The sequence below is a fragment of the Cobetia sp. MMG027 genome (assembly GCF_027947415.1).
Classification (GTDB): domain Bacteria; phylum Pseudomonadota; class Gammaproteobacteria; order Pseudomonadales; family Halomonadaceae; genus Cobetia; species Cobetia marina.
In genome coordinates, this window is sequence record NZ_JAQJIO010000004.1 from 213,101 (window position 1) to 231,529 (window position 18,429).

Genomic DNA, 18,429 nt, shown 5'->3' on the forward strand with positions numbered 1-18,429 from the left:
ATGTCTCCGGCACTCGCGGCGTTTCTCAGACCCTCTTCCTTTGCCCTGAAGTTCGCCTTCAAGGGTGTCCTTGCCATGTCACTGGCACTCTATGCGGCCTTCTATTTTGATCTGGATCGCCCGTACTGGGCGCTGATCTCGGCGGCCTTTCTGCAGATACGCCCGATGTCGGGAATGGTGGTCGAGAAGGGCATCTGCCAGATCGCCGGCACCGTGGCGGGTGTCGGTGTCGCCGTCGTGATCATGGGGCTGTTTGCCCAGGCGCCGGAATTGGCACTGGGCAGTGTCACCCTGTGGATCGGCCTGTGTATCTACGGAGCTTCGCTCACCCACAACAACCTCTCCTATGGCTGCGTGATGGGGGCGGTGGCCTGCATGATCATCGTGGTGCTGACGTCCTCGGCGCCCGGCAACTTCTTCTCGGTGGCGCTGGCTCGCCTCAGTGAGTTGAGTCTTGGTGCACTGTGCGCCGTGCTGGTCAGTGCGCTGGTCTGGCCGATACGTGTGCGAGACCATCTGGGGCAGCTGGCGGATACCGCCGTCAACGCCACCTTCCGTTATATGGCGCTGGCCTTCTCGGACCCCTCCCAGGATGACCTGAGCGCCGAGCAACGGCATGCCGAGGAGAATCGCGAACGTCAGGCGATGCTCGAACAGATGATGACCGGCCTTGGGGCGCTCAACAATCTCGAGATCGATGCCCACTCCGCGCGGTATGAGGGGCCTCAGGGCAAGGGGCGTATCCGCGGTGTCCATCTGCTGACTCGGCGGAGCATGCGTCTCTATGCCACCCTCAAGGCACTGCATCAGCTGCGTCACCCGGAATTCTTCCTGCGCCATCACGCCACTGGCGCTGACGGTGAGTCCGAGCACCACAACGCCATCGACGACGACGGGCAAGACGATCAGCTCGCGCGTCCGGCCGTTCAGCAACCGGAGCGCTTCAGTCAGCCGACACAGGACCTGATGCAGCGACTCGGCAGCGCCTTCCAGAGCATGGCCGACAACCAGGGGATCGGTCAGGCACGCGCCACCTTGAAGGAGCTGCGCGGAGAATGTCTGAGAATCTCACGCGGTCAGCGCAATCTGTCTGCCCTCGAGGCACGGCTGCTCTATAGTCTGCGGGAAGTGCTGGGCCATGCGCTGGTGATGCTTCAGGCGCGTGAGGTCATCAATCATCCCGGTCGCCATCAATTGCGCCAGCCCAGTCTGAGCTGGCATCGCGATCACGGACGAGCGGCGACCAATGCGCTGCGTGCCATGCTGATCTTCGGGACTACCTCCATCTTCTGGCTGGCGACGGCCTGGGACAATGGGGCGGTGGCCATGCTGCTGGGCACGTTGTTCTCCGGTATCTTCGCCAGTCGCGATGACCCCGCACCGATCATCCCCATGGTGCTCAAAGGCCTGCTGTTCGCCGTGCCCAGTGTGCTGTTGTTCGGCAATGTCCTGTTGAGTCAGGCTCAGCATTTCGTGCCGTTCATTCTGATCTTCAGTGTTCCGTTGTTCATCGGCCTGATGGGGTCCGTGGTGCCGGTGCTGGCGGGGATCTGTCTGCCGTTCGTGGTGTTCAATATCCTGCTGGTGATGCCCGACAACGGCATGACCTTCGATGTGGCCTATACCCTCAACCGGAGTCTGGCGGCCGGGATCGGCCTGATCGTGACCATTCTCGGGTTTCGCCTGATCCCGGTACCCGGGGCCGGCTGGGACAAGCGCCAGCTGATCCAGACAACGGCGAGTGATATCCGGGAGCTGGCCGAACGCCCCGCTCAGCAGGTGGACAGCTGGTTCGGGGGACGTATGGGGGATCGCCTGCTGCGTCTTGCCCGCCATGAGCAAAGCCGTCAACAGGAACAGCAGTCACGTCAGGGCGGGGCCGATTCACCTGCGATCGCGGACGAGCCGCAGGGAATGCCTCTGATGTCTCTGGGCCTGACAGGCATGGATATCGGGCGCGGAATAGGCTTCGTGCGACGGGAGCTTGGCGAGAACATGTCCAGGCCCGTGCAGCGTGCCTTGCAGAGCTTGATTCTGGCGCTGGCGGAGGATTTCGAGCGATGCAGTCAGGGCAAGCGACCCAGGCGGCTTGAGAAGGCCGGGCGCCGATTCTCGCAGACCATCGCCGAACAGGACGCCATGAGTCGCCACAAGCAAGCCTTGCTGGCGGGCTGGCTGGAGCGAGTGCAACTCACCCTCGAGAGTGATGCGTTGCGTCAGAACGCGTGAATCTGACGCCTGATCAATGTTCCGCGCTCAGGCGTCGGGTGGTCCGTTAAAAAACGCTAATAAAAGCAACCGTGGCAAGAGCATCTGGTCTATCATTGTAGATATCTGCTCATATCTGAGCGAAATGCATGAGATGTCTACTACGGGGGAGCATCATGGCTTTCATGAATGACATCAGCAACAGTGGTCGTGATGCCCCTGATCGCTTCAAGCGCGTCACCTTCACGACGCAATACCTGCACGAATTGAGCCTGTATGTGCTGCCCGGCAGTGAAGTGCTGCTGCGAGTGAGCCAGGCCGGTGAGGACCTGATGCTGTTGCAGTTCGATGATGACTTCTACGCCGAGTTCATTGCCTCGCGCATCGTCGACTGGGTGGCGGAGAATCCTCGGGCCGACAAGGAAGATCTGACGCTCTGGATCAAGACGCGTGCCCGCGCCGAAGTCCCCATGATCCAACAGCATCACGTCTATTGAGACTGTCCGTGCCATCAAGGCGCCCTGAGACAGATGTCTCAGGTATCGAAACGACACAGGCCACCCCTTGAGGTGGCCTGTGTCGTTTCTGTCGCCCTTGGCTTTCAGAGACATGTCGTGGTCAGAAGCTGCCAAACAGGCTGCCCAGCGTCACGACACTGATCAGTGCCAGCATCGGGAACGCCACGGTCATCATGAACATCTGTCCGTAGGACTGGCGGTGAGTCAGCTTGCAGATGGCCAGCAGCGTGATGACTGCACCTGAGTGCGGTAGCGTATCCATGCTGCCAGCCGCCAGTGCCGCCACACGGTGCATCAATTCAGGGTCTATCCCGGCATTGACGGCCATCTCCATGTAGGTCGAGCCCAGTGTCGAGAGCGCGATGCTCATGCCGCCCGAGGAGGAACCGGTAATCCCTGCCAGCACGTTGACCGCCACGGCCTCCGAGATCAGCGGATTGTCGGGGTAGAGCCCCAGTACTGCCTCCTTGACCAGTGCAAAGCCGGCCAGGCTGGCGATCACGGCGCCATAACCGACCTCCGAGGCGGTGTTGAAGACGGGCAGCATGGCACCGAAACAGCCATTGTTGACCGTCGTCTTCAAGTCAGCCCACTGCTTCCAGCGAGTCACCACCAGCCAGAGTGACGCACAGCTCAGCGCGATCAATATCGACCACATGCCGGTGGCGCTGGCCGGGTCCAGCTCCGGGAAGGCATCATTGAGATAGGAGAAGTCGATGCGCGGGAAGACAAGGTAGGTGAGCAGGGCATTGAGTCCGATCACCAGTATCAGCGGGATCACCGCTGACAGCATGCTCATGCGTGCCACCGGTGTATCGTCATTCAATGCCTCATTGTCATGCTTGCCGTAGCCTTCGCCCTGCGCCTGAGCTTTCGTGGCTCTGCCCTTCAGCCACCAGGTGCCCAGCCCCAGCATGATCAGACCGGCGATGATGCCGAGTCCGGGAGCCGCGAAGCTGTTGGTCTGGAAATAGGGAATCGGAATCGCGTTCTGGATCGCCGGGGTACCGGGCAGGGCGGTCATCGTGAAGGTGAAGGAGCCCAGCGCCAGTGCCGCGGGCAGCAGTCGCTTGGGTGTCGAGGTGCGCCGGAAGAGCTGGGCCCCGATGGGATAGACGGCGAAAGCCACCACGAACAGCGAGACGCCACCGTAGGTCAGCAGGGCGCAGGCCAACACGACGGTGAGGATCACATGGCGGGTTCCGAGGCGCTTTACCAGCCCCTCGGAAATCGCGTGGGCTGCCCCGGAATCCGCCATCAACTGGCCAAACAGGGCACCGAGAATGAACAGCGGAAAGAACTTGGCCAGGTAGCCGCCCAGCTGGCTCATGAAGGTGACGGTATAGCTGGGCAGCAGGGCGCCTGCATCACCTGAAAGCACGACGGCAAGAGCCGCCATCACAGGTGCCAGCAACAGAACAGTGATACCGCGGTAGGCCAGGAACATCAACAGTCCCAGCGATATCAGAATGGCAAGAATGCTCATGAAGGGGACATCTCGTGGTTGGCGTTGTAGTCATGGTGTGCCGTCTGCCAATGACGACGTATGTCCTGTGAACAGGTGCGTTTCCTGTAATTATTTCTTTATATGGGCTGTTCTACAGTGACATCTGGCTCAAGGTAGAGTTTGTCTGACAAGAGGGCAATGCGGCTTAAGTGGCAGCGTGGGACGGGGGGTGGCAAGGGGTGTGGTACGACAGATAGAATTTATACCGTTATATTCTGTTTGAATGAGAAATCCTGTCAATTCCGCAAGTTTCCAGGACTGAAGGGACCGTTGTGTCAGCAGAAGACCTGCTACGGGAAGGGGATGTGTTCTACACACCGCCAGCGGCAAGCTCTTGACGAAAACTCTTGTTGGCAACTGTCGCCTTAAGAAAAAGGCGGTACCCGGAGGCACCGCCAGAAACGATCGAACCATCCGCCGGTCGCGAGGCCGACAGGGGTCATGGAGTCATACGTACGTGACGCTTGTCTGGATGATGGCAAGGCTACTGAAGCGCTCCGTTGCCGTCATCGCCTTGGACATCTCCTCGTGCCATGCGCCAGATACTGACGCCAGCGGGAGCGAGCTGTTGGCCTCCGCAGATCCAGCCATCTTCCGGCACCAGGCCTTCGGGTAGCCAGCGTGGTTCAGGCGAATAATTGAAGGTAAACACCAGATTGCCTCTGCAGCGCAGGCGCACACCCTCCGGCAGGGCGGTGGTAAGGATGGCTGCCTTGCGACATTCCTCGACCAGCACGGCCATGAGGGTGTCTTCTTCAAGCCAGGCGGTCAGATAGCTGACCCCTGCGCGCTCCGTGAGAGCCGCTTCTCCATCATCGAAACGGGTCACGACCCTTGCCGTGGTTCGCGTGCTGTCGAGCAGGTCTCGCCAGCGCAACGCGTGGCCATGATGACCATTGGCCGTGGTGACCACGGGGCAGGCACCGGGGCGCAGACCATCGACCCGATCGACCGTGACGCCGGCCAGCTCGCCGAGGGCGCCCGGTGCCAGTTGATCGGGTATCTGGAAGTCTGCCGTGCGTGAGCCGGAGCGTGCGCCGATCACGATACGGCTGCCGCTGTCACGTGCAGCGTTCAGGCGTGCCGCAAGCGCATCGTCGGCAATCACCTGACAGGGCAGCACGACGAGAGGATAGCCACTGACTTCATCACGAGGGGAGACGATGTCGATGTCCAGACCGAGCCTGCGAAGGGCGCTGTACCAGCTCAGATGCAGTTCCAGCGCATCGAAGTCCTCGGCATGCGGTTGAATCTGGCAGGCCCAGATCGAGGCATAGTCGAACATCAAGGCCACGGGGGCCTGTTCGGTCTCGATCTCGCGCCCACTGAGGCCTTCTGCGCTCAAGCGAACCAGTTCATCGCGGACCTGCAACAGCTCCGGCCAGGCCGAGGCCGGTGAACCATCCGGACGCAACAGACCCGCATGCATCTGTTCCTGCGCGAAGGGGGCCTGACGCCAACGGAAATAGGAAACGACTTCCGCACCGTGGGCAAAGGCCTCATGGCTCCAGAGGCGAACCATGCCGGGCAGTGGGGCGGCATTGCTGATGGCCCAGTTGACCGGCCCCGGCTGTTGCTCCATGACCCACCAGCGCCCCTTGCACATGGCGCGATAGAGGTCGTGGTGGAAACCGGCAAAATCAGGGTGGCCCTGTTGGCGATAGAACGCCTTGGTGGCCTCGGGATGGGCACCACGCTCCAGAAAGCCCAACGGGTAGCTATCCCAGCTGGCGATGTCCAGGTCCCGGGCGACGTCAAAGTGGTCAAACTCCGTGAACAGGCCCATGAAGTTGTGCACGATATCGACGTTCACGCCGCTGTCTCGCAGCGTCTGGACCTGAAGCCGGTTGTACTCGACCACCATGTCGGAGCAGAAGCGACGATAATCCAGCACGATCGCCGGATGTGGCTCGGTGACGGTGCCGACCGGCGCCTCGACCTGCGAGAAGGCGGTCACCTCCAGGCTCCAGAACACCGCGCCCCATGCCTCATTGAGCGCTTCGACACTGCCGTAGCGTTGTTCCAGCCACTCAGGAAAGCCTGCGCGCGCCGCCCGAGAGTAGCTGAGGATGGTGTCGTGGCAGCCGTATTCATTGTCGGTCTGCCACGCCATGATCGCCGGATGAGTGGCGTAGCGCTCCGCCATCAAACGCACGATACGCTCGCTCTGCGTGCGATAGACGGGCGAGGAGAAGCAGTAATGGCGACGTGAGCCATACCCCCGCACCTGGCCATGCTCATCGACGGCCAGTATCTCGGGATGGGCATCCACCAGCCATTTCGGAGGCGTGGCCGTCGGGGTTCCCATCACGATCTTGAGACCGGCGCGGGCAAGCACCTCAACGGCCTCGTCGAGCCACTCGAAACGCAGCTCTCCGGAGCGCGGCTCCAGCCGACTCCAGGCGAACTCGCCTATGCGCACCACGCGAATGCCGGCCTCGAACATGTCACGGGCATCCTGCGCCCAGCGCTCACGCGGCCAGTGTTCCGGGTAATAACAGACGCCGAGTTGCATACAGGTCATCCTTGAATCGGTGAAGTGATAGCCGGAGCGCAGGCTCAGTCAACGTCGTGTGCCGCCGTCAGGTGGACCAGGATCGCCTGTTCCGGGTCAAGCACCGGCAGGGCAAGCCCGGCACGCATCAGCATCTCGCCACTGGCGACGACGGGCTCCCCCGAGAGCTGGGACTGCACCCAGGCCGGCAGCTGCTTCATGCGGCGTTCGGGATGTTCCGGCAGTTCCAGCAGCTCGAGTCGATAATGCTGCTCGGCGATGAGCCCTGCCAGCGGCTGTGGCGCAGGTACGGCGTGGCGTGGCATGGCCAGCTGGCTGATGCAGTAAAGCGCCTCTTCACCGTCCTGGCTGACCACGCCATGTGCATGCTGGCCGTCATCCAGGCAGTCCAGACGCCAGCTCACGCCGCCATGCAACAGCCCGCGCAATGCCTTGTAGCGCTCGATCCAGACGCGCAGCTCCCCACGCTCGCATGGCGCGAGCTGGCTGACGTCCAGTTCAAGGCCCAGGTGACCGAACAGAGCCGTGGAGGCACGGAAGGCAAGGGAGGTACGCCGCGACGTGGTATGTGCATGCTCCGGCCCGATATGGGCCCCGAGCAGCTCCGGCGGCAGGAAGCGACTGGCACCGCGCTGGATGTGCGTTCGCTCATGCGGGTCGTTGCAGTCCGAGGTCCAGACGCGATGGGTGTGGCGCAGAATGCCGTGGTCGGTGCGGGCGCCCCCCGAGGCGCAGCTCTCGATTTCCACCTCAGGGTGCGCCTGGCGCAGACGTGCGAGCAGCGCATAGAGCGCTTGTACCTGAGCATGCGCTGCAGGCATGCCGCGACGCTCGCCGGACTGGGTCGCGGCGTGGGTGAGGTCGCGATTCATGTCCCACTTGAGATAGCGGATCGGGTAGTCGCTGAGCAGGGCATCCAGTCGCGCAAACAGATAGTCAGTGACGTCAGGGCGTGTGAGATCCAGCACGCATTGATACCGCCCCAGCGGCTGCTCACGGCCTTCCAGCGCCAGTATCCAGTCGGGATGCGTGCGAAAGAGCGCGCTGTCCGGATTGACCATCTCGGGTTCCACCCACAGACCGAATTCCATGCCCTGGGCATGGACGGACGCGATCAAGGGCCCCAGCCCCTCGGGGTATTTGCCCTGATCCAGGTACCAATCGCCCAGCGCTGCTCGCTCACCATCGCGGCCCACGAACCAGCCATCGTCGAGCACGAAGCGTTCCGCGCCGACGTCGCCGGCAGCGGTGACCAGCTCCTCCAGCCGCTCGGCGTCGTGATCGAAATAGAGGGCCTCCCAGGTGTTGACGTGGACCGGGCGAGGCTTGTTCGGCGTCGGCCAGTCAAGCCGTGCACGCAAGGTACGATGCATGCGCTGACTGGCGCCATTGATGCCCGTGTCAGACCACGCCATGACGACTTCCGGCGTGGTGACGCTGTCGCCGGCGGCCAGTACCTGCTCACCGGGCAACAGCAGTGCGCCCAGCTGCAGTTGCGTGCTGCCATCGAACTGGCGCTCCACCAGCAGTCGATGGTTGCCGCTCCAGGCCAGGTGCGCGCTGATGACCTCCCCGGACTGCTCGCTGAAGCCCTCGGTACCCACGATGAGGGAGGGCACGCGCTGGTGAGAGCTGCGCCCGCGACGATTCTCGAGCGTGAAGGTGCCTTCACTCAGGGCGTGGCGTGTCTCGGTGAACTCCTGGACCCAACGGCCACCGAAGCTCAGGCACTGTTCGAAGCGGTTCGGCAGTGGCAGGCAGCAGGCCGCCAGCCACTCGAGACGATAGTCCGCCGTACCAGGATTGCGCAGGGTGGTGGACTGACGCAGTACCCCCTCGATGGTGAGCGTGAGTGACAGCAGAACTTCCAGCTCGCTCGTGGCATCCGCCAGTGTCAGCTGAGCATGCGCGCCCAGTGAATCGGTCGAGCACGCCACCTCACTCAGTCGCATGTCGGTGAGCCAGTCACGTCCATCACGGTCACCGATCAAGGCCGGATAGCCCGCAAAGCCAAGCCCGGCATCATTGAACAAGGTATTGGGCGGGAGCTGATCGAGGCTTGCCTGGGGCGTGGCAGCAGCGCTCATCAGGCGGTGCTGGGCTGGCGTGACCGGGGCGATGCGCCCCAGGTGGGCCAGCTTGAGCAGGCCATCGGCGAGATCCAGCTGTAGCTGGATGCCGTCGGCGCTCAGGCTCAGCCACTGCTGTTGGGGGGACCAGGTTGCGTCGGGCGCTGTCGAAGGTCGGGTGGATGGAGCGTCTGCGGTCATCATGAGAGGTCCAGAAATAAAGAAGAATCAGAGACGGAATGGCAGTGTCAGCCCAACACCAGCGGCGCTTCTGCCAGTCCCTTGAAGCCGTGTGCTGACAGGTCCAGCGCGAAGAGATCACCATCACCCGCCACATGATCCGGCGTGGCCATGCCTTCGTGCGCCGTGGTGATATACAGCGTGCTCAGCCCCTCACCACCGAACAGCGGGCACGAGGGCTGGCTGACCGGCAGGGCCACATGAGCGATTTCCTTGCCGCCATGATCCAGCCTTGCCACGCGGCCGGCCCCCCAGAGCGCAATCCACATATGGCCGTCGGCGTCGATCACGGCGCCATCCGGGCCACCGCCACAATCCTGCAGGTCGGCCCAGACCTCAGGAGCGTTGTATTCACCTGCCGCCCCTTCACTTGCTGACCCTTCACCTGCTGATTTGAGTGGCCAGCCATCGGCGTCCAGCGGCCAGCGCAGCACCTGACCGGTAACGGTGTCGGTGAAATAGGCGAAGCGGCCATCCGGCGAGAAACACAGCGCATTGGGAATGGTCAGCCCATCCATGAGCTTGCAAAGCTTGCCGCGGTGCAGGCGGTAGAGACTGCCAGCCCCGGTCTCGGCGTTGCAGCCCATGCTCGAGAGCCACAGACTGCCGTGGGTATCCACTCGAGCATCATTGCTGCGTGTCGCGGGCATGGCGTCCGCCTCGAAGGACATGACATCCTCCACGGCGCCTGTCTCGGGGTTCCAGCGTGACAGCATGCCTTCACCGACCAGCAGGTAGTCGCCTTCAAGGGTGAGCGCCGCATAGGAGGTGCGGCGCGCAAGCTGAGTGATGACGTGATCACTGCCATCCGCGGCCGCGTGATGCAGCTCGCCGGCGAGGATGTTCAGCCAGCGCACCCGCGCAGGCAGGGTGGTTGTCGCGGGTGTCCAGCCGGGGCCTTCTCCCAGCTCGCAGTGGCTGGCCACGAGGCGCTCAGCCGTGCCCAGGCAGGTCGATCGTGTCATCCGTTACTCCTCGTGAATCCTGTGGGAGAGCCGCTGGGGCTCGGTCGGCGGCGGTCCAGGCGGAGACCAGCTTGCGTGCTCGTTCACCGACGTCAAAAGCCGTCAGACCCGGCGTGTAGATGGCCGTTCCCAGACCTGCACCATGGACACCCGCCGCACGCCATTGCGCGAAGTTGTCACTGCCGATGCCCCCGACGGCATACAGCTCGGTGCCTGTGGGCAGCACGGCCAGCATCGCTTTCATGTTGACGATACCGACCTGGGTCGCCGGGAAGAGCTTGAGGCCTGAGGCGCCGGCGGCGAGGGCCGCGAAGGCCTCCGTCGGCGTGACGATGCCTGGCATGGACACCATCTCGAGGCGGCGGCTCTCGCGAATGACCTCGACATCGGCATTGGGCGACACGATCAGCCGACCACCGACGCCATGCACGTCCCTCACCTGCTCCGGCGTCAGGACGGTGCCGGCACCGATGAGGATCTGGCCGTCATGGGCCGTCGCACAGTGCTTGACCAGTGCCGCGATGCTGACCAGCGGCTGGGGCGAATTGAGCGGGACCTCGATACGGGTGATGCCCGCCGCGATGATCTCGTCGGCAATCGCGATGATTTCCTGCGGCGTGACGCCGCGCAGAATGGCAACCAGGGGAAGGCTCATGAAATTCTCCAGGGGGAAGATGGGGGTGTCAGTCAGTGGCGAGGCGTGCCTGACAGGCGTGATGAATGCGCCCGAGCCCGGCCAGAATCATGTCGGCATTGGCGGCCAGGCTGACGCGATAGTCCAGATGCTCGAGTGCGATCCGATAGCGCTGGCATAAGGTGTCATCACCGATCAAGGTGATCAGCGACCCTTGCGGCTGCAGGCATGTGGCACCAGCCAGCTCAAGGCCCAGCACCAGACCGGAAAGCCGCGCACCCAGCAAGGCCGCGCGCGAGGCCTCATCATCGAGGCGTTCATCGAGCAAATCCCGCGCACGGATGCCGAACAGCGCCGCCGTCATGCGCGCCGGTTCCGCCATGGCCGCATCGATGCCTGCCAGAAATGCCTGACGCTGTGGCTCATCGGCAAGATCCCCTCCCGCCACGGAGTGCTTGAGGACCGAATCCTGACTGAGCAGCTTGTAGAGTTCACCGCTCATGAAGGTGGTGAAGCCCGTGATCGAACCGTTCTCGAGCTGTGCCCACTTCGCGTGGGTGCCGGGCAGACAGACGGCCCCGCTATAGCCCGGCTGAGCGGCGACCAGACCCGCCAGCTGTGTCTCCTCACCGCGCATGACATCAAAGGCCGGCTGGTGCTGACACAGCCCCGGCACGATGGTGACGGCGATACGTCTGTCGCGCGTTGCCACATGGGTCAGCTGCTCTGCCAGGCCAGACAGGACATCGATGGCAGGGGCTTGCTCACCCGGGACCGGAAGGTAGGCCGCTTCCACCCAGCCCTGGCGTGCGCCCGCCATGCCGCAGATCAACACCGGCATGCTTGAGGTGGAGTCCTCGGGCAGCCAGTCATTGATCACCACCCGCAGGACATCCTCGAATTCATCGCTCGCCAGACCCAGCATGCCGCGGGCACTGCTTGCCTGGGCGATGATCCGATCCTGATCATCCAGCGCCCAGGCACGCAGATTGCTGGAGCCCCAATCCACGGCGATCCAGGCGGGGAGGGCATGGACGGCGCTCACACTCGACCTCCATCCACGACCATCGGTTGGCCGGTCATCATGCGTGAGGCGGTGGAGGCCAGGAACAGACAAGGATTGATCATGTCCTCGACCGGAATCGCTTCCTTGAGGCACTGCTGGTCGATGCACTCGTTCAAGTCCTTGTCATTGACCCACAGCTCGCGCTGACGCTCCGTCATTACCCAGCCCGGAATCAGACAGTTGACGCGAATGGCGTCTGGCCCCAGTTCACGCGCCAGCGCCTTGGTAAGCCCCATGATGCCGGCCTTGGCGGTGACGTAGGTGGGATAGCCCCCCAGCCCCAGCATGTAGCTGTTGGAAGACAGGTTGATGATGGCGCCGCCTCCCAGTGCCCGCATGTCAGCCGCGACCGCCTGAGCGGTGAAGAACTGGGGACGCAGGTTGGTGGCGATGGATTCATCCCACTGCTCCACCGTCCATTCCTCCAGCGTATGGCGAGTGTCGCGGGCCGCATTGTTGACCAGAACGCCTATCGGGCCATGGGCCTCGCGCGCCTGTGCAACAGCCGCCTGCAATACCTCGATCTCCTGGATGTCGCAGCGGATGAACAGGGGGCGATTGGCGTATCGGGCCTCCATGGCGTCACAGAACTCGCTGGCATCGGACAACCCGACGAAGGCGACCTTGGCACCCTGCGCCAGGAAGCCTTCGGTCAATGCGGCACCGATACCCGAGCCTCCGCCGGTGATGAAGACACTGGCACCCGCGAGGTCCGGGTAGCGAAAGTCCGCGAAGGCGGGGAGTTCAGTATGGGGTGATGCGGTACGGGTCATGATGAGTCCCTTCTGCAGCGTGACAGACCTTCGGCTGAGAGCCTGTCCTGGCATGGCGTCTGTGTTGTCAGTGTGTACGTTGCGGCTTGCTCTGCATTACCACTCAGCGACGGAGCCGTCTTCGTGGGTCCAGACCGGATTGCGCCAGCGATGCCCGACCTTGGCACGTTCCTCGACGAAGGCTTCGTCGATCTCGACCCCGAGCCCCGGGCCCTGGGGAATGGCGCAGAATCCGTCCTTGATCGCCAGCGCGTCCTTGTCGACCAGGTAATCCAGGACGTCGTTGTCCTTGTTGTAGTGGATGCCCATGCTCTGTTCCTGGATGAAGGCGTTGTGACACACCGCATCCAGCTGCAGGGAAGCCGCCAGCGTCAGCGGGCCCAGCGGGCAGTGCGGTGCCAGGGCCACGTCGTAGGCCGAGGCCAGCGTCGCGATCTTGAAGCCTTCACTGATGCCGCCGCAGTGGGAGAGATCCGGCTGGATGATGTCGACCATGCCGTCCGCCAGCAGGTCACGGAACTGGAAGCGGGTGTGCAGGCGCTCGCCGGTGGCGATGGGCGTCGCGATGCCCTCGGCGATATGCTTGAGCGCGGGCAGGTGCTCAGGTGCCACCGGCTCCTCGATGAACATCGGGTGGAACTGCTCCAGTTCCCGCAGCAGCGCCTTGGCCATCGGGCGGTGCACGCGGCCATGGAAGTCGATGCCGATCCCCACGTCCGGGCCGACCGCATCACGCGCTTCGGCGACACGCGCCACGGCGTCATCGATCTTCTTGTGGGAATCGACGATCTGCATCTCCGGCGTGCCGTTCATCTTGAAGGCCGTGAAGCCTTGGTCGACCAGCGCCTTGGCACCTGCGCCGACCTCTGACGGGCGATCGCCGCCCGTCCAGGCGTACATCCGCATCTTGTCGCGCACCGGGCCGCCGAGCAGCTGATGCACGGGCACTCCCAGATCACGGCCCTTCAGGTCCCACAGGGCCTGGTCGATGCCGGCGATCGCGGACATCAGGATAGGGCCGCCGCGATAGAACCCTGCGCGGTACATGACGTTCCACAGGTGCTCGATGTTGCGCGGATCCTGGCCGACCAGATAATCCGACAGTTCGTGGACCGCGGCTTCCACCGTGGCGGCGCGCCCTTCGATGACCGGTTCCCCCCAGCCATAGCAGCCCTCATCGGTCTCGATCTTGAGGAACAACCAGCGTGGCGGAACTTGCCAGGTCTTGAGTCGAGTGATTTTCATGTCGAGATTCCTTGGGATGACGCTCGTGTCGAGCTTGGAAAGCATTGAAGAAGGAAAAGTCGTGGGTCAGAAGCGCGGCGTCTCGAGGCGCGGATGATCAAGGCCGAATCCGAGATCGCGCGCAGCCGTTTCCAGCACGCGCTCGGCACAGGTACGCGCCATGTCCGGTTGACGCAGGCGGATGGCTTCCATCACGGCGCGATGTCGCTCGAGACTGGCACGGTGATGGGCCTGGTCGTGCTGTTGTGCCGCCTGCTGGGAGGACTCGATCAACTGGCTGATGGAAGGGCGCAGCAAGCTACCCAGCTGGGCCCACACCAGGTTGTGGGTAGCGCGGTAGATAGCCTCGTGGAACGCCACGTCAAATTCGCTGTGAGCTGCCTGCTGCTCGTCATTGGCGGTCGCGACCATTCCCTCGAAGGCGCGCTCCAGCCTTGCGAGGTCCTGGGCGTTGGCCTTGGTCGCCGCCAGGGCGCTGACATAGGGCTCGACGGACAGCCGGAAGGCGTAGATCTCACGCATCAGGGCAGGGTTGATGCCTTCCAGTCCGCTGATCCAGTCGCTCATCAGTGGATCCAGCAGTTGCCATTCGCTCATCGGCCGCACCAGGGTGCCACGGCCGGCAGTGCGCTCCAGCAATCCGGCCCCCACCAGCTGGGCCAGTGCATTGCGCAGCCGGTTACGGCTGGCATCGAAGCGCTTGCAGAGGTCCATTTCACGCGGGAAGTTGTCGTCTGGCTCGAACGTGCCGGCCAGAATTTCACGCGCCAGGCAGGCAGCGATGGCTTCCATGCTGGCTACGGGCTGTCTGGAGCCCGTCATGGCCGGCGACAGTGAATCTTTCTGGCGAGAGGAATCCTGATCCGGCGCTGTATCGCTGGAAGTCTCAGAGAGTGGGTCTGGGCGAGAGATGGTCACGCGAGGCCTCGTGGCTGACGTAGTGCGCAGGGCAAGCTACGGTAAATGTCTGAATGAACCTTAATAAATGTCAGACATTTGAACAAGCCTCAACGAATGCAACTTTGGTCGTTGCCGGCAGGCAGGTCGCCTTGAGAGGTGGGGAGGGGGTATGGCGAGACTTCGGGCAGGCCGCTGGGATCGGTCGACTCCCCTCAGACCTTGCCATCAATCATCAGTCATCAGCGATCAGCTGATCGATGTGATGTCGCCAGTCCTTGAGTGACTCATCACCGGTCAGAAGTCTCTGTCGGGTGACGAGTTCCGCGTCTATCTCGAAGGTCCTGAGTACATTCCTCAATTGCTGCTGAGTGGCTGGAGTCAGCACGGGAACGTTCGAGGCTTCCTCGGTCTCGTCTTCCAGGACCACGAAGTGGCCAGGGGCCAGATGGAACACCTTGAGCGGGTACAAACAGGCATTCAGATGGGGACCGAATTGCCGGTCCGTAGTGAGAGGGGACTGCGTCCCGACGAGCTGGAGATGGTGAAGCGTTATCCCCTGCACAGTGACATGCCCTTCATGCAGCAAGCCTGCCAGCAAGGTCTCCAGCAAGGCACGGTTGAAGCAACCGGTCGTCTGGTCACGCCACTGATCCGCATGGCGCTCGATCTGACGCGGGCCGGGAATCGCGCTGCGTGGCTCGGCCCTGGGGAGCGGCTTGCGGGTCAACACCCTGCGTGCCGCCTGAAGGATGTCCGGCGCAAAGGGTTGGTAGGCGCAATGCTCGATTTCACTGATGGCCTCCGCCTGAGTCAGGCCCGAGTATCTCACCAGCTCCAGGACCTGGACGACCAGCGCCAGGATCGCGGGACTGGCAGACCGCGAAAGCAAGGCCGCCCCCGAGTCCGTCTGGCGGTAAGGCATGTAGTGCTGGCTTTCACTCAGCAGGCTGGCCTCCAGAGGCGCATTGAGCGCTTCTCTCAACACTCGGCTGCCGATATCCGCCTGTTGACGCAACAACTGTTGTTGATCGAACTGAAGCTGCGCCATCGGCTTGAGCAGCGTGTCGGGAAGTGTCAGTCGGCTCATGTCATGGAGCATGGCCGTGCGCTCCAGTGCGCTGATCTGCGCCTCTTCAAGCCCCAGCTCTCTGGCGATGGCCGTCACGTATTCGGCGACGATGAGGTCATTGCCTTCACGCTGGGGGCAGCGTTCATTGCGAATCATCTGCAGGGTATTGATCAGCCTGTCCTCACCGCGCTGCTCAAGCTCGTTTTCCAGACACCCCATGCGTTGGCGCATCTGACGCTGACGGGTGCGGGATTGCCGGAAGAGGGCATGACCGATGGCCAGGAACAGCAGCAGGCAGGCACCGAGGGTCAGCAGGAGATGCCATCGCTCCAGACGACTTTTCTCCTGCATGATGTCCGCGTGGGCTGTCAGGGCAGCATTGTTGATGTCGCCCATGTAGACCCCACTGGCCACGATCCATTGGAAGGGCGGATACAGCGCGGCATAGGTCGTCTTGTCTTCTTCAGGCCCCCCACGGGAGCGGGGGAAGCGGTAATCGAAGAAGATGCCACTTCCCTGCAGGACACCCTCGAGTTCGGTCTTGTAAGGCTGGCGTCCACTGCTGTCCTGATGCTCGGTGGAGAGCAGCGTGCCTTCGGTGCCGGGCAAGAGCGGGTGAATCAGGCGACGGGCGTAGCCGGGGCCGCCCGTCGGATCCAGAATTTCATTGATCCAGACATAGCGACTCTCTCCCTTGTCCAGGCTGGCATGCAGGGATTGACGAAGCTCGTTGGCGACCAGGAATGCCACCATCTGCGGGTCGATATGAATCAGGGTCCAGATGGTCGAGGCGGTGTTGCGAGGGCGTCGAACCTCACCATCCTTGCCCAGGCCCTGCTGGCTCGGGATGGCGAAGATCAGGCCTGCGTCCGTGCCACGCAGGAAGTGAGGAATGTCATTGCTCGTGTGCAGGCGCAGATTGAGTTCGGTTGACCACCAATCCGGATAGAGATTGCTCGGCAATTGAACGATATCGATCCAATCCGGGTTGATGCGAAGATCAGGGAACTGACGCAGGAGCTCGGTACTGATATAGGACCGATCTCGACCGGTAAGGTGGGTGATTCCCAGGAAGGGGGCCCGCATCGTCGTCATCATCAGTCGCTGCAGACGATGTTCGTAATCTCGATGCCGTGAGGCAATCACGCCGAGCGTCTGCTCGACCAGCAGGCTTGCCTGCAGACGCCTCTCGCTCGTGATGAGGTCACGCGTGGAAGCCGCATGCAGCGCTTCCATCTCGCGGCTGTCTCTTTCGAGAATGATCAACACCAGGCCTAGCACCACGCCTGAGAGCGCTACCAGCCCCAACCAGTGCCGAATCGAAAGGCCGGCGAATTCTCGCGTGGCGTCAAGGAAAGACCGCCCTGGTGGTGTGTTGTCTGAGGAAAGATCATTATCCTTGATCATCAGATACATCATCCGTGTATTTTTCGTACACTGAGGATACACCACAACGACAAAGCGTTCGTTGCTTGTCGATCACGCACCGAGCGTCTGGTCAACGCCATGCCCAACATGGTGAGATTGCTTGGGAATTGCCGTCTCAAGGCGGCGGGTCAGCGTCCCTTGCATGCTTGCTAGCATGGTGGGAAATGGGCATGATGACAGGCGCTTTCTTCATGGCTTTCAAGAAGATATCACTTCCCTGGTGGCATTCTTCCCAAGGGGTTGCCTTCTGGTTCCGTTACTCCCCCATGTTGCCGATATGACATTGCAGAAGCCTTGGGCATAGTGTGATATTTTGCTGTCTTGAATGTTTCAGCCTCTCTTCTTGTTGTCGACAAGATCAATAGTGGAAACCATGCATGAACCGACATGATGAAAAGGTCATCGCAAGCGCCCGCAAGCAGCGTGCCTTGTTTGATGAACTTGAAAAGGCATTGGCTGAAGAGTTGAATGCGCTGGATCGTCCCTCGACTCCCCCCGCCACGTCAGAAAGCAGCCCCCAGGCAACGGACCCGGCTGAAGCGCGTGAGGCTGAATTCAATGCGCGTCTGGAGAGCCTGATCGCGGAATTCGGGCTGGATCGTGAAACGGCACATGCCTGGCTGTGCGATCTCAGTGAGTTCCAGACACGGACGGATTGATGTCATCCATGGTCCTTGCCTGAATCGTCACATTCCATCCTCACGGCGCCAGTCTCCTTGCCATCGCCAGAGGCACCCTTTCGCTGTGCATTTCTGGCGTGATCTCTCCCCCGGCACATTGCGTGGAGACCGGGGGAGGCTCCTGTCATGCGAGTCAGATCTCTTCCCAGATGGCATCCTGCAATTCTTCATTCAATGTCTGCAGTCGCTTCATGCGAGTCAGCGCATGCTCGGTGACATCCCCGGCGAGTTTGCCAAGCAATTCAGGCGAGGTCCGAGCCTCCTGCCAGTCACCTGCCAATAGCGCCTGAGTCATCTCAAGCCCCTTGAGTTGACAGAGCTGAATGAAGGCCAGTTCCTGCTGATAGGCCTGCAACCCCAGCGACCAGATGACCTGCTGGCATCGCATCCAGGGGGCGAGAGGGTGCACGAGATCATCAGGACGGTTCATCCAGGACAGCGGATGGGCCGTCAAGGGTTTGAAAGGCAGAGATGGCACGACGGAAAGTTCCATGAGGATAGCTCCTTCAGCGGCTGTATAATGCACTGGAAGCTGCTGTCTTGTGACCCGTCCGTGTCATGATTCACTGGTATTCGAGTAGATTCTGGCCAATAGTGAATTCAGGTCCGCAT

General features: G+C 62.1%; 14 protein-coding genes. 3 read left to right on the forward strand and 11 right to left on the reverse strand.

What is annotated here, in order from left to right:
- Both PJK54_RS06795 and PJK54_RS06800 read left to right on the forward strand, forming a co-directional pair.
- Positions 1 to 2,229, forward strand: a complete 2,229-nt coding sequence (locus tag PJK54_RS06795) for an FUSC family protein (RefSeq protein WP_084208658.1) — start codon at positions 1 to 3, stop codon at positions 2,227 to 2,229.
- A 155-nt stretch (positions 2,230 to 2,384) separates the two neighbouring features.
- Positions 2,385 to 2,705, forward strand: coding sequence for a hypothetical protein (locus PJK54_RS06800; RefSeq protein ID WP_176503324.1), 321 nt, complete (start codon positions 2,385 to 2,387; stop codon positions 2,703 to 2,705).
- A 121-nt stretch (positions 2,706 to 2,826) separates the two neighbouring features.
- Here PJK54_RS06800 and PJK54_RS06805 read toward each other — a convergent pair whose 3' ends face one another.
- From PJK54_RS06805 to PJK54_RS06850, 10 genes are all read right to left on the reverse strand, one after another.
- Complete coding sequence (locus PJK54_RS06805; RefSeq protein ID WP_271302547.1) at positions 2,827 to 4,212, reverse strand: GntP family permease; 1,386 nt, start codon at positions 4,210 to 4,212, stop codon at positions 2,827 to 2,829.
- 505 nt (positions 4,213 to 4,717) lie between these two features.
- Positions 4,718 to 6,748, reverse strand: a complete 2,031-nt coding sequence (locus PJK54_RS06810) for a beta-galactosidase (RefSeq protein WP_271302548.1) — start codon at positions 6,746 to 6,748, stop codon at positions 4,718 to 4,720.
- 44 nt (positions 6,749 to 6,792) lie between these two features.
- On the reverse strand, positions 6,793 to 9,021 hold the full coding sequence (locus tag PJK54_RS06815) for an alpha-galactosidase (protein WP_271302549.1): 2,229 nt from the start codon (positions 9,019 to 9,021) through the stop codon (positions 6,793 to 6,795).
- Between the two features lie 44 nt (positions 9,022 to 9,065).
- Positions 9,066 to 10,022 carry an SMP-30/gluconolactonase/LRE family protein gene (locus tag PJK54_RS06820; RefSeq protein ID WP_271302550.1) on the reverse strand — a complete coding sequence of 319 codons (957 nt, stop codon included), beginning with the start codon at positions 10,020 to 10,022 and terminating at the stop codon, positions 9,066 to 9,068.
- Complete coding sequence (locus PJK54_RS06825; RefSeq protein WP_271302551.1) at positions 9,991 to 10,677, reverse strand: 2-dehydro-3-deoxy-6-phosphogalactonate aldolase; 687 nt, start codon at positions 10,675 to 10,677, stop codon at positions 9,991 to 9,993. Before PJK54_RS06825 ends, PJK54_RS06820 begins: the two co-directional genes overlap by 32 nt.
- A 28-nt stretch (positions 10,678 to 10,705) precedes the next feature.
- Positions 10,706 to 11,701 (reverse strand): 2-dehydro-3-deoxygalactonokinase, encoded by a 996-nt coding sequence (locus tag PJK54_RS06830; protein WP_271302552.1) that lies wholly within the window; start codon positions 11,699 to 11,701, stop codon positions 10,706 to 10,708.
- On the reverse strand, positions 11,698 to 12,495 hold the full coding sequence (locus tag PJK54_RS06835; RefSeq protein WP_271302553.1) for an SDR family NAD(P)-dependent oxidoreductase: 798 nt from the start codon (positions 12,493 to 12,495) through the stop codon (positions 11,698 to 11,700). The genes PJK54_RS06830 and PJK54_RS06835 overlap by 4 nt, the downstream gene beginning before the upstream one ends.
- Before the next feature lie 96 nt (positions 12,496 to 12,591).
- Entirely contained in the window at positions 12,592 to 13,740 is a 1,149-nt protein-coding gene (dgoD, locus tag PJK54_RS06840) for a galactonate dehydratase (protein ID WP_077376333.1), read from the reverse strand.
- A 66-nt stretch (positions 13,741 to 13,806) separates the two neighbouring features.
- Positions 13,807 to 14,532: a FadR/GntR family transcriptional regulator gene (locus PJK54_RS06845; protein ID WP_170212600.1), complete on the reverse strand. Its 726-nt coding sequence runs from the start codon at positions 14,530 to 14,532 to the stop codon at positions 13,807 to 13,809.
- A gap of 340 nt (positions 14,533 to 14,872) precedes the next feature.
- Positions 14,873 to 17,116 carry a cache domain-containing protein gene (locus PJK54_RS06850; protein WP_271302554.1) on the reverse strand — a complete coding sequence of 748 codons (2,244 nt, stop codon included), beginning with the start codon at positions 17,114 to 17,116 and terminating at the stop codon, positions 14,873 to 14,875.
- 398 nt (positions 17,117 to 17,514) lie between these two features.
- On the opposite strand from PJK54_RS06850, the gene PJK54_RS06855 reads away from it, so the two are divergent.
- On the forward strand, positions 17,515 to 17,796 hold the full coding sequence (locus PJK54_RS06855) for a hypothetical protein (protein WP_084208667.1): 282 nt from the start codon (positions 17,515 to 17,517) through the stop codon (positions 17,794 to 17,796).
- Between the two features lie 154 nt (positions 17,797 to 17,950).
- Here the strand turns inward: PJK54_RS06855 and PJK54_RS06860 are convergent, their stop codons facing one another.
- Complete coding sequence (locus PJK54_RS06860) at positions 17,951 to 18,310, reverse strand: hypothetical protein (protein ID WP_084208668.1); 360 nt, start codon at positions 18,308 to 18,310, stop codon at positions 17,951 to 17,953.
- Between the last annotated feature and the right edge of the window lie 119 nt (positions 18,311 to 18,429).

Coding starts and splice junctions, on each gene's coding strand:
- PJK54_RS06805 (WP_271302547.1), bottom strand. CDS start 4,212: ATGAGCATTCTTGCCATTCTGATATCGCTGGGACTGTTGATGTTCCTG.
- PJK54_RS06795 (WP_084208658.1), top strand. CDS start 1: ATGTCTCCGGCACTCGCGGCGTTTCTCAGACCCTCTTCCTTTGCCCTG.
- PJK54_RS06820 (WP_271302550.1), bottom strand. CDS start 10,022: ATGACACGATCGACCTGCCTGGGCACGGCTGAGCGCCTCGTGGCCAGC.
- PJK54_RS06850 (WP_271302554.1), bottom strand. CDS start 17,116: ATGATCAAGGATAATGATCTTTCCTCAGACAACACACCACCAGGGCGG.
- PJK54_RS06825 (WP_271302551.1), bottom strand. CDS start 10,677: ATGAGCCTTCCCCTGGTTGCCATTCTGCGCGGCGTCACGCCGCAGGAA.
- PJK54_RS06810 (WP_271302548.1), bottom strand. CDS start 6,748: ATGCAACTCGGCGTCTGTTATTACCCGGAACACTGGCCGCGTGAGCGC.
- PJK54_RS06855 (WP_084208667.1), top strand. CDS start 17,515: ATGAACCGACATGATGAAAAGGTCATCGCAAGCGCCCGCAAGCAGCGT.
- PJK54_RS06815 (WP_271302549.1), bottom strand. CDS start 9,021: ATGATGACCGCAGACGCTCCATCCACCCGACCTTCGACAGCGCCCGAC.
- PJK54_RS06835 (WP_271302553.1), bottom strand. CDS start 12,495: ATGACCCGTACCGCATCACCCCATACTGAACTCCCCGCCTTCGCGGAC.
- dgoD (WP_077376333.1), bottom strand. CDS start 13,740: ATGAAAATCACTCGACTCAAGACCTGGCAAGTTCCGCCACGCTGGTTG.
- PJK54_RS06860 (WP_084208668.1), bottom strand. CDS start 18,310: ATGGAACTTTCCGTCGTGCCATCTCTGCCTTTCAAACCCTTGACGGCC.
- PJK54_RS06800 (WP_176503324.1), top strand. CDS start 2,385: ATGGCTTTCATGAATGACATCAGCAACAGTGGTCGTGATGCCCCTGAT.
- PJK54_RS06845 (WP_170212600.1), bottom strand. CDS start 14,532: ATGGAAGCCATCGCTGCCTGCCTGGCGCGTGAAATTCTGGCCGGCACG.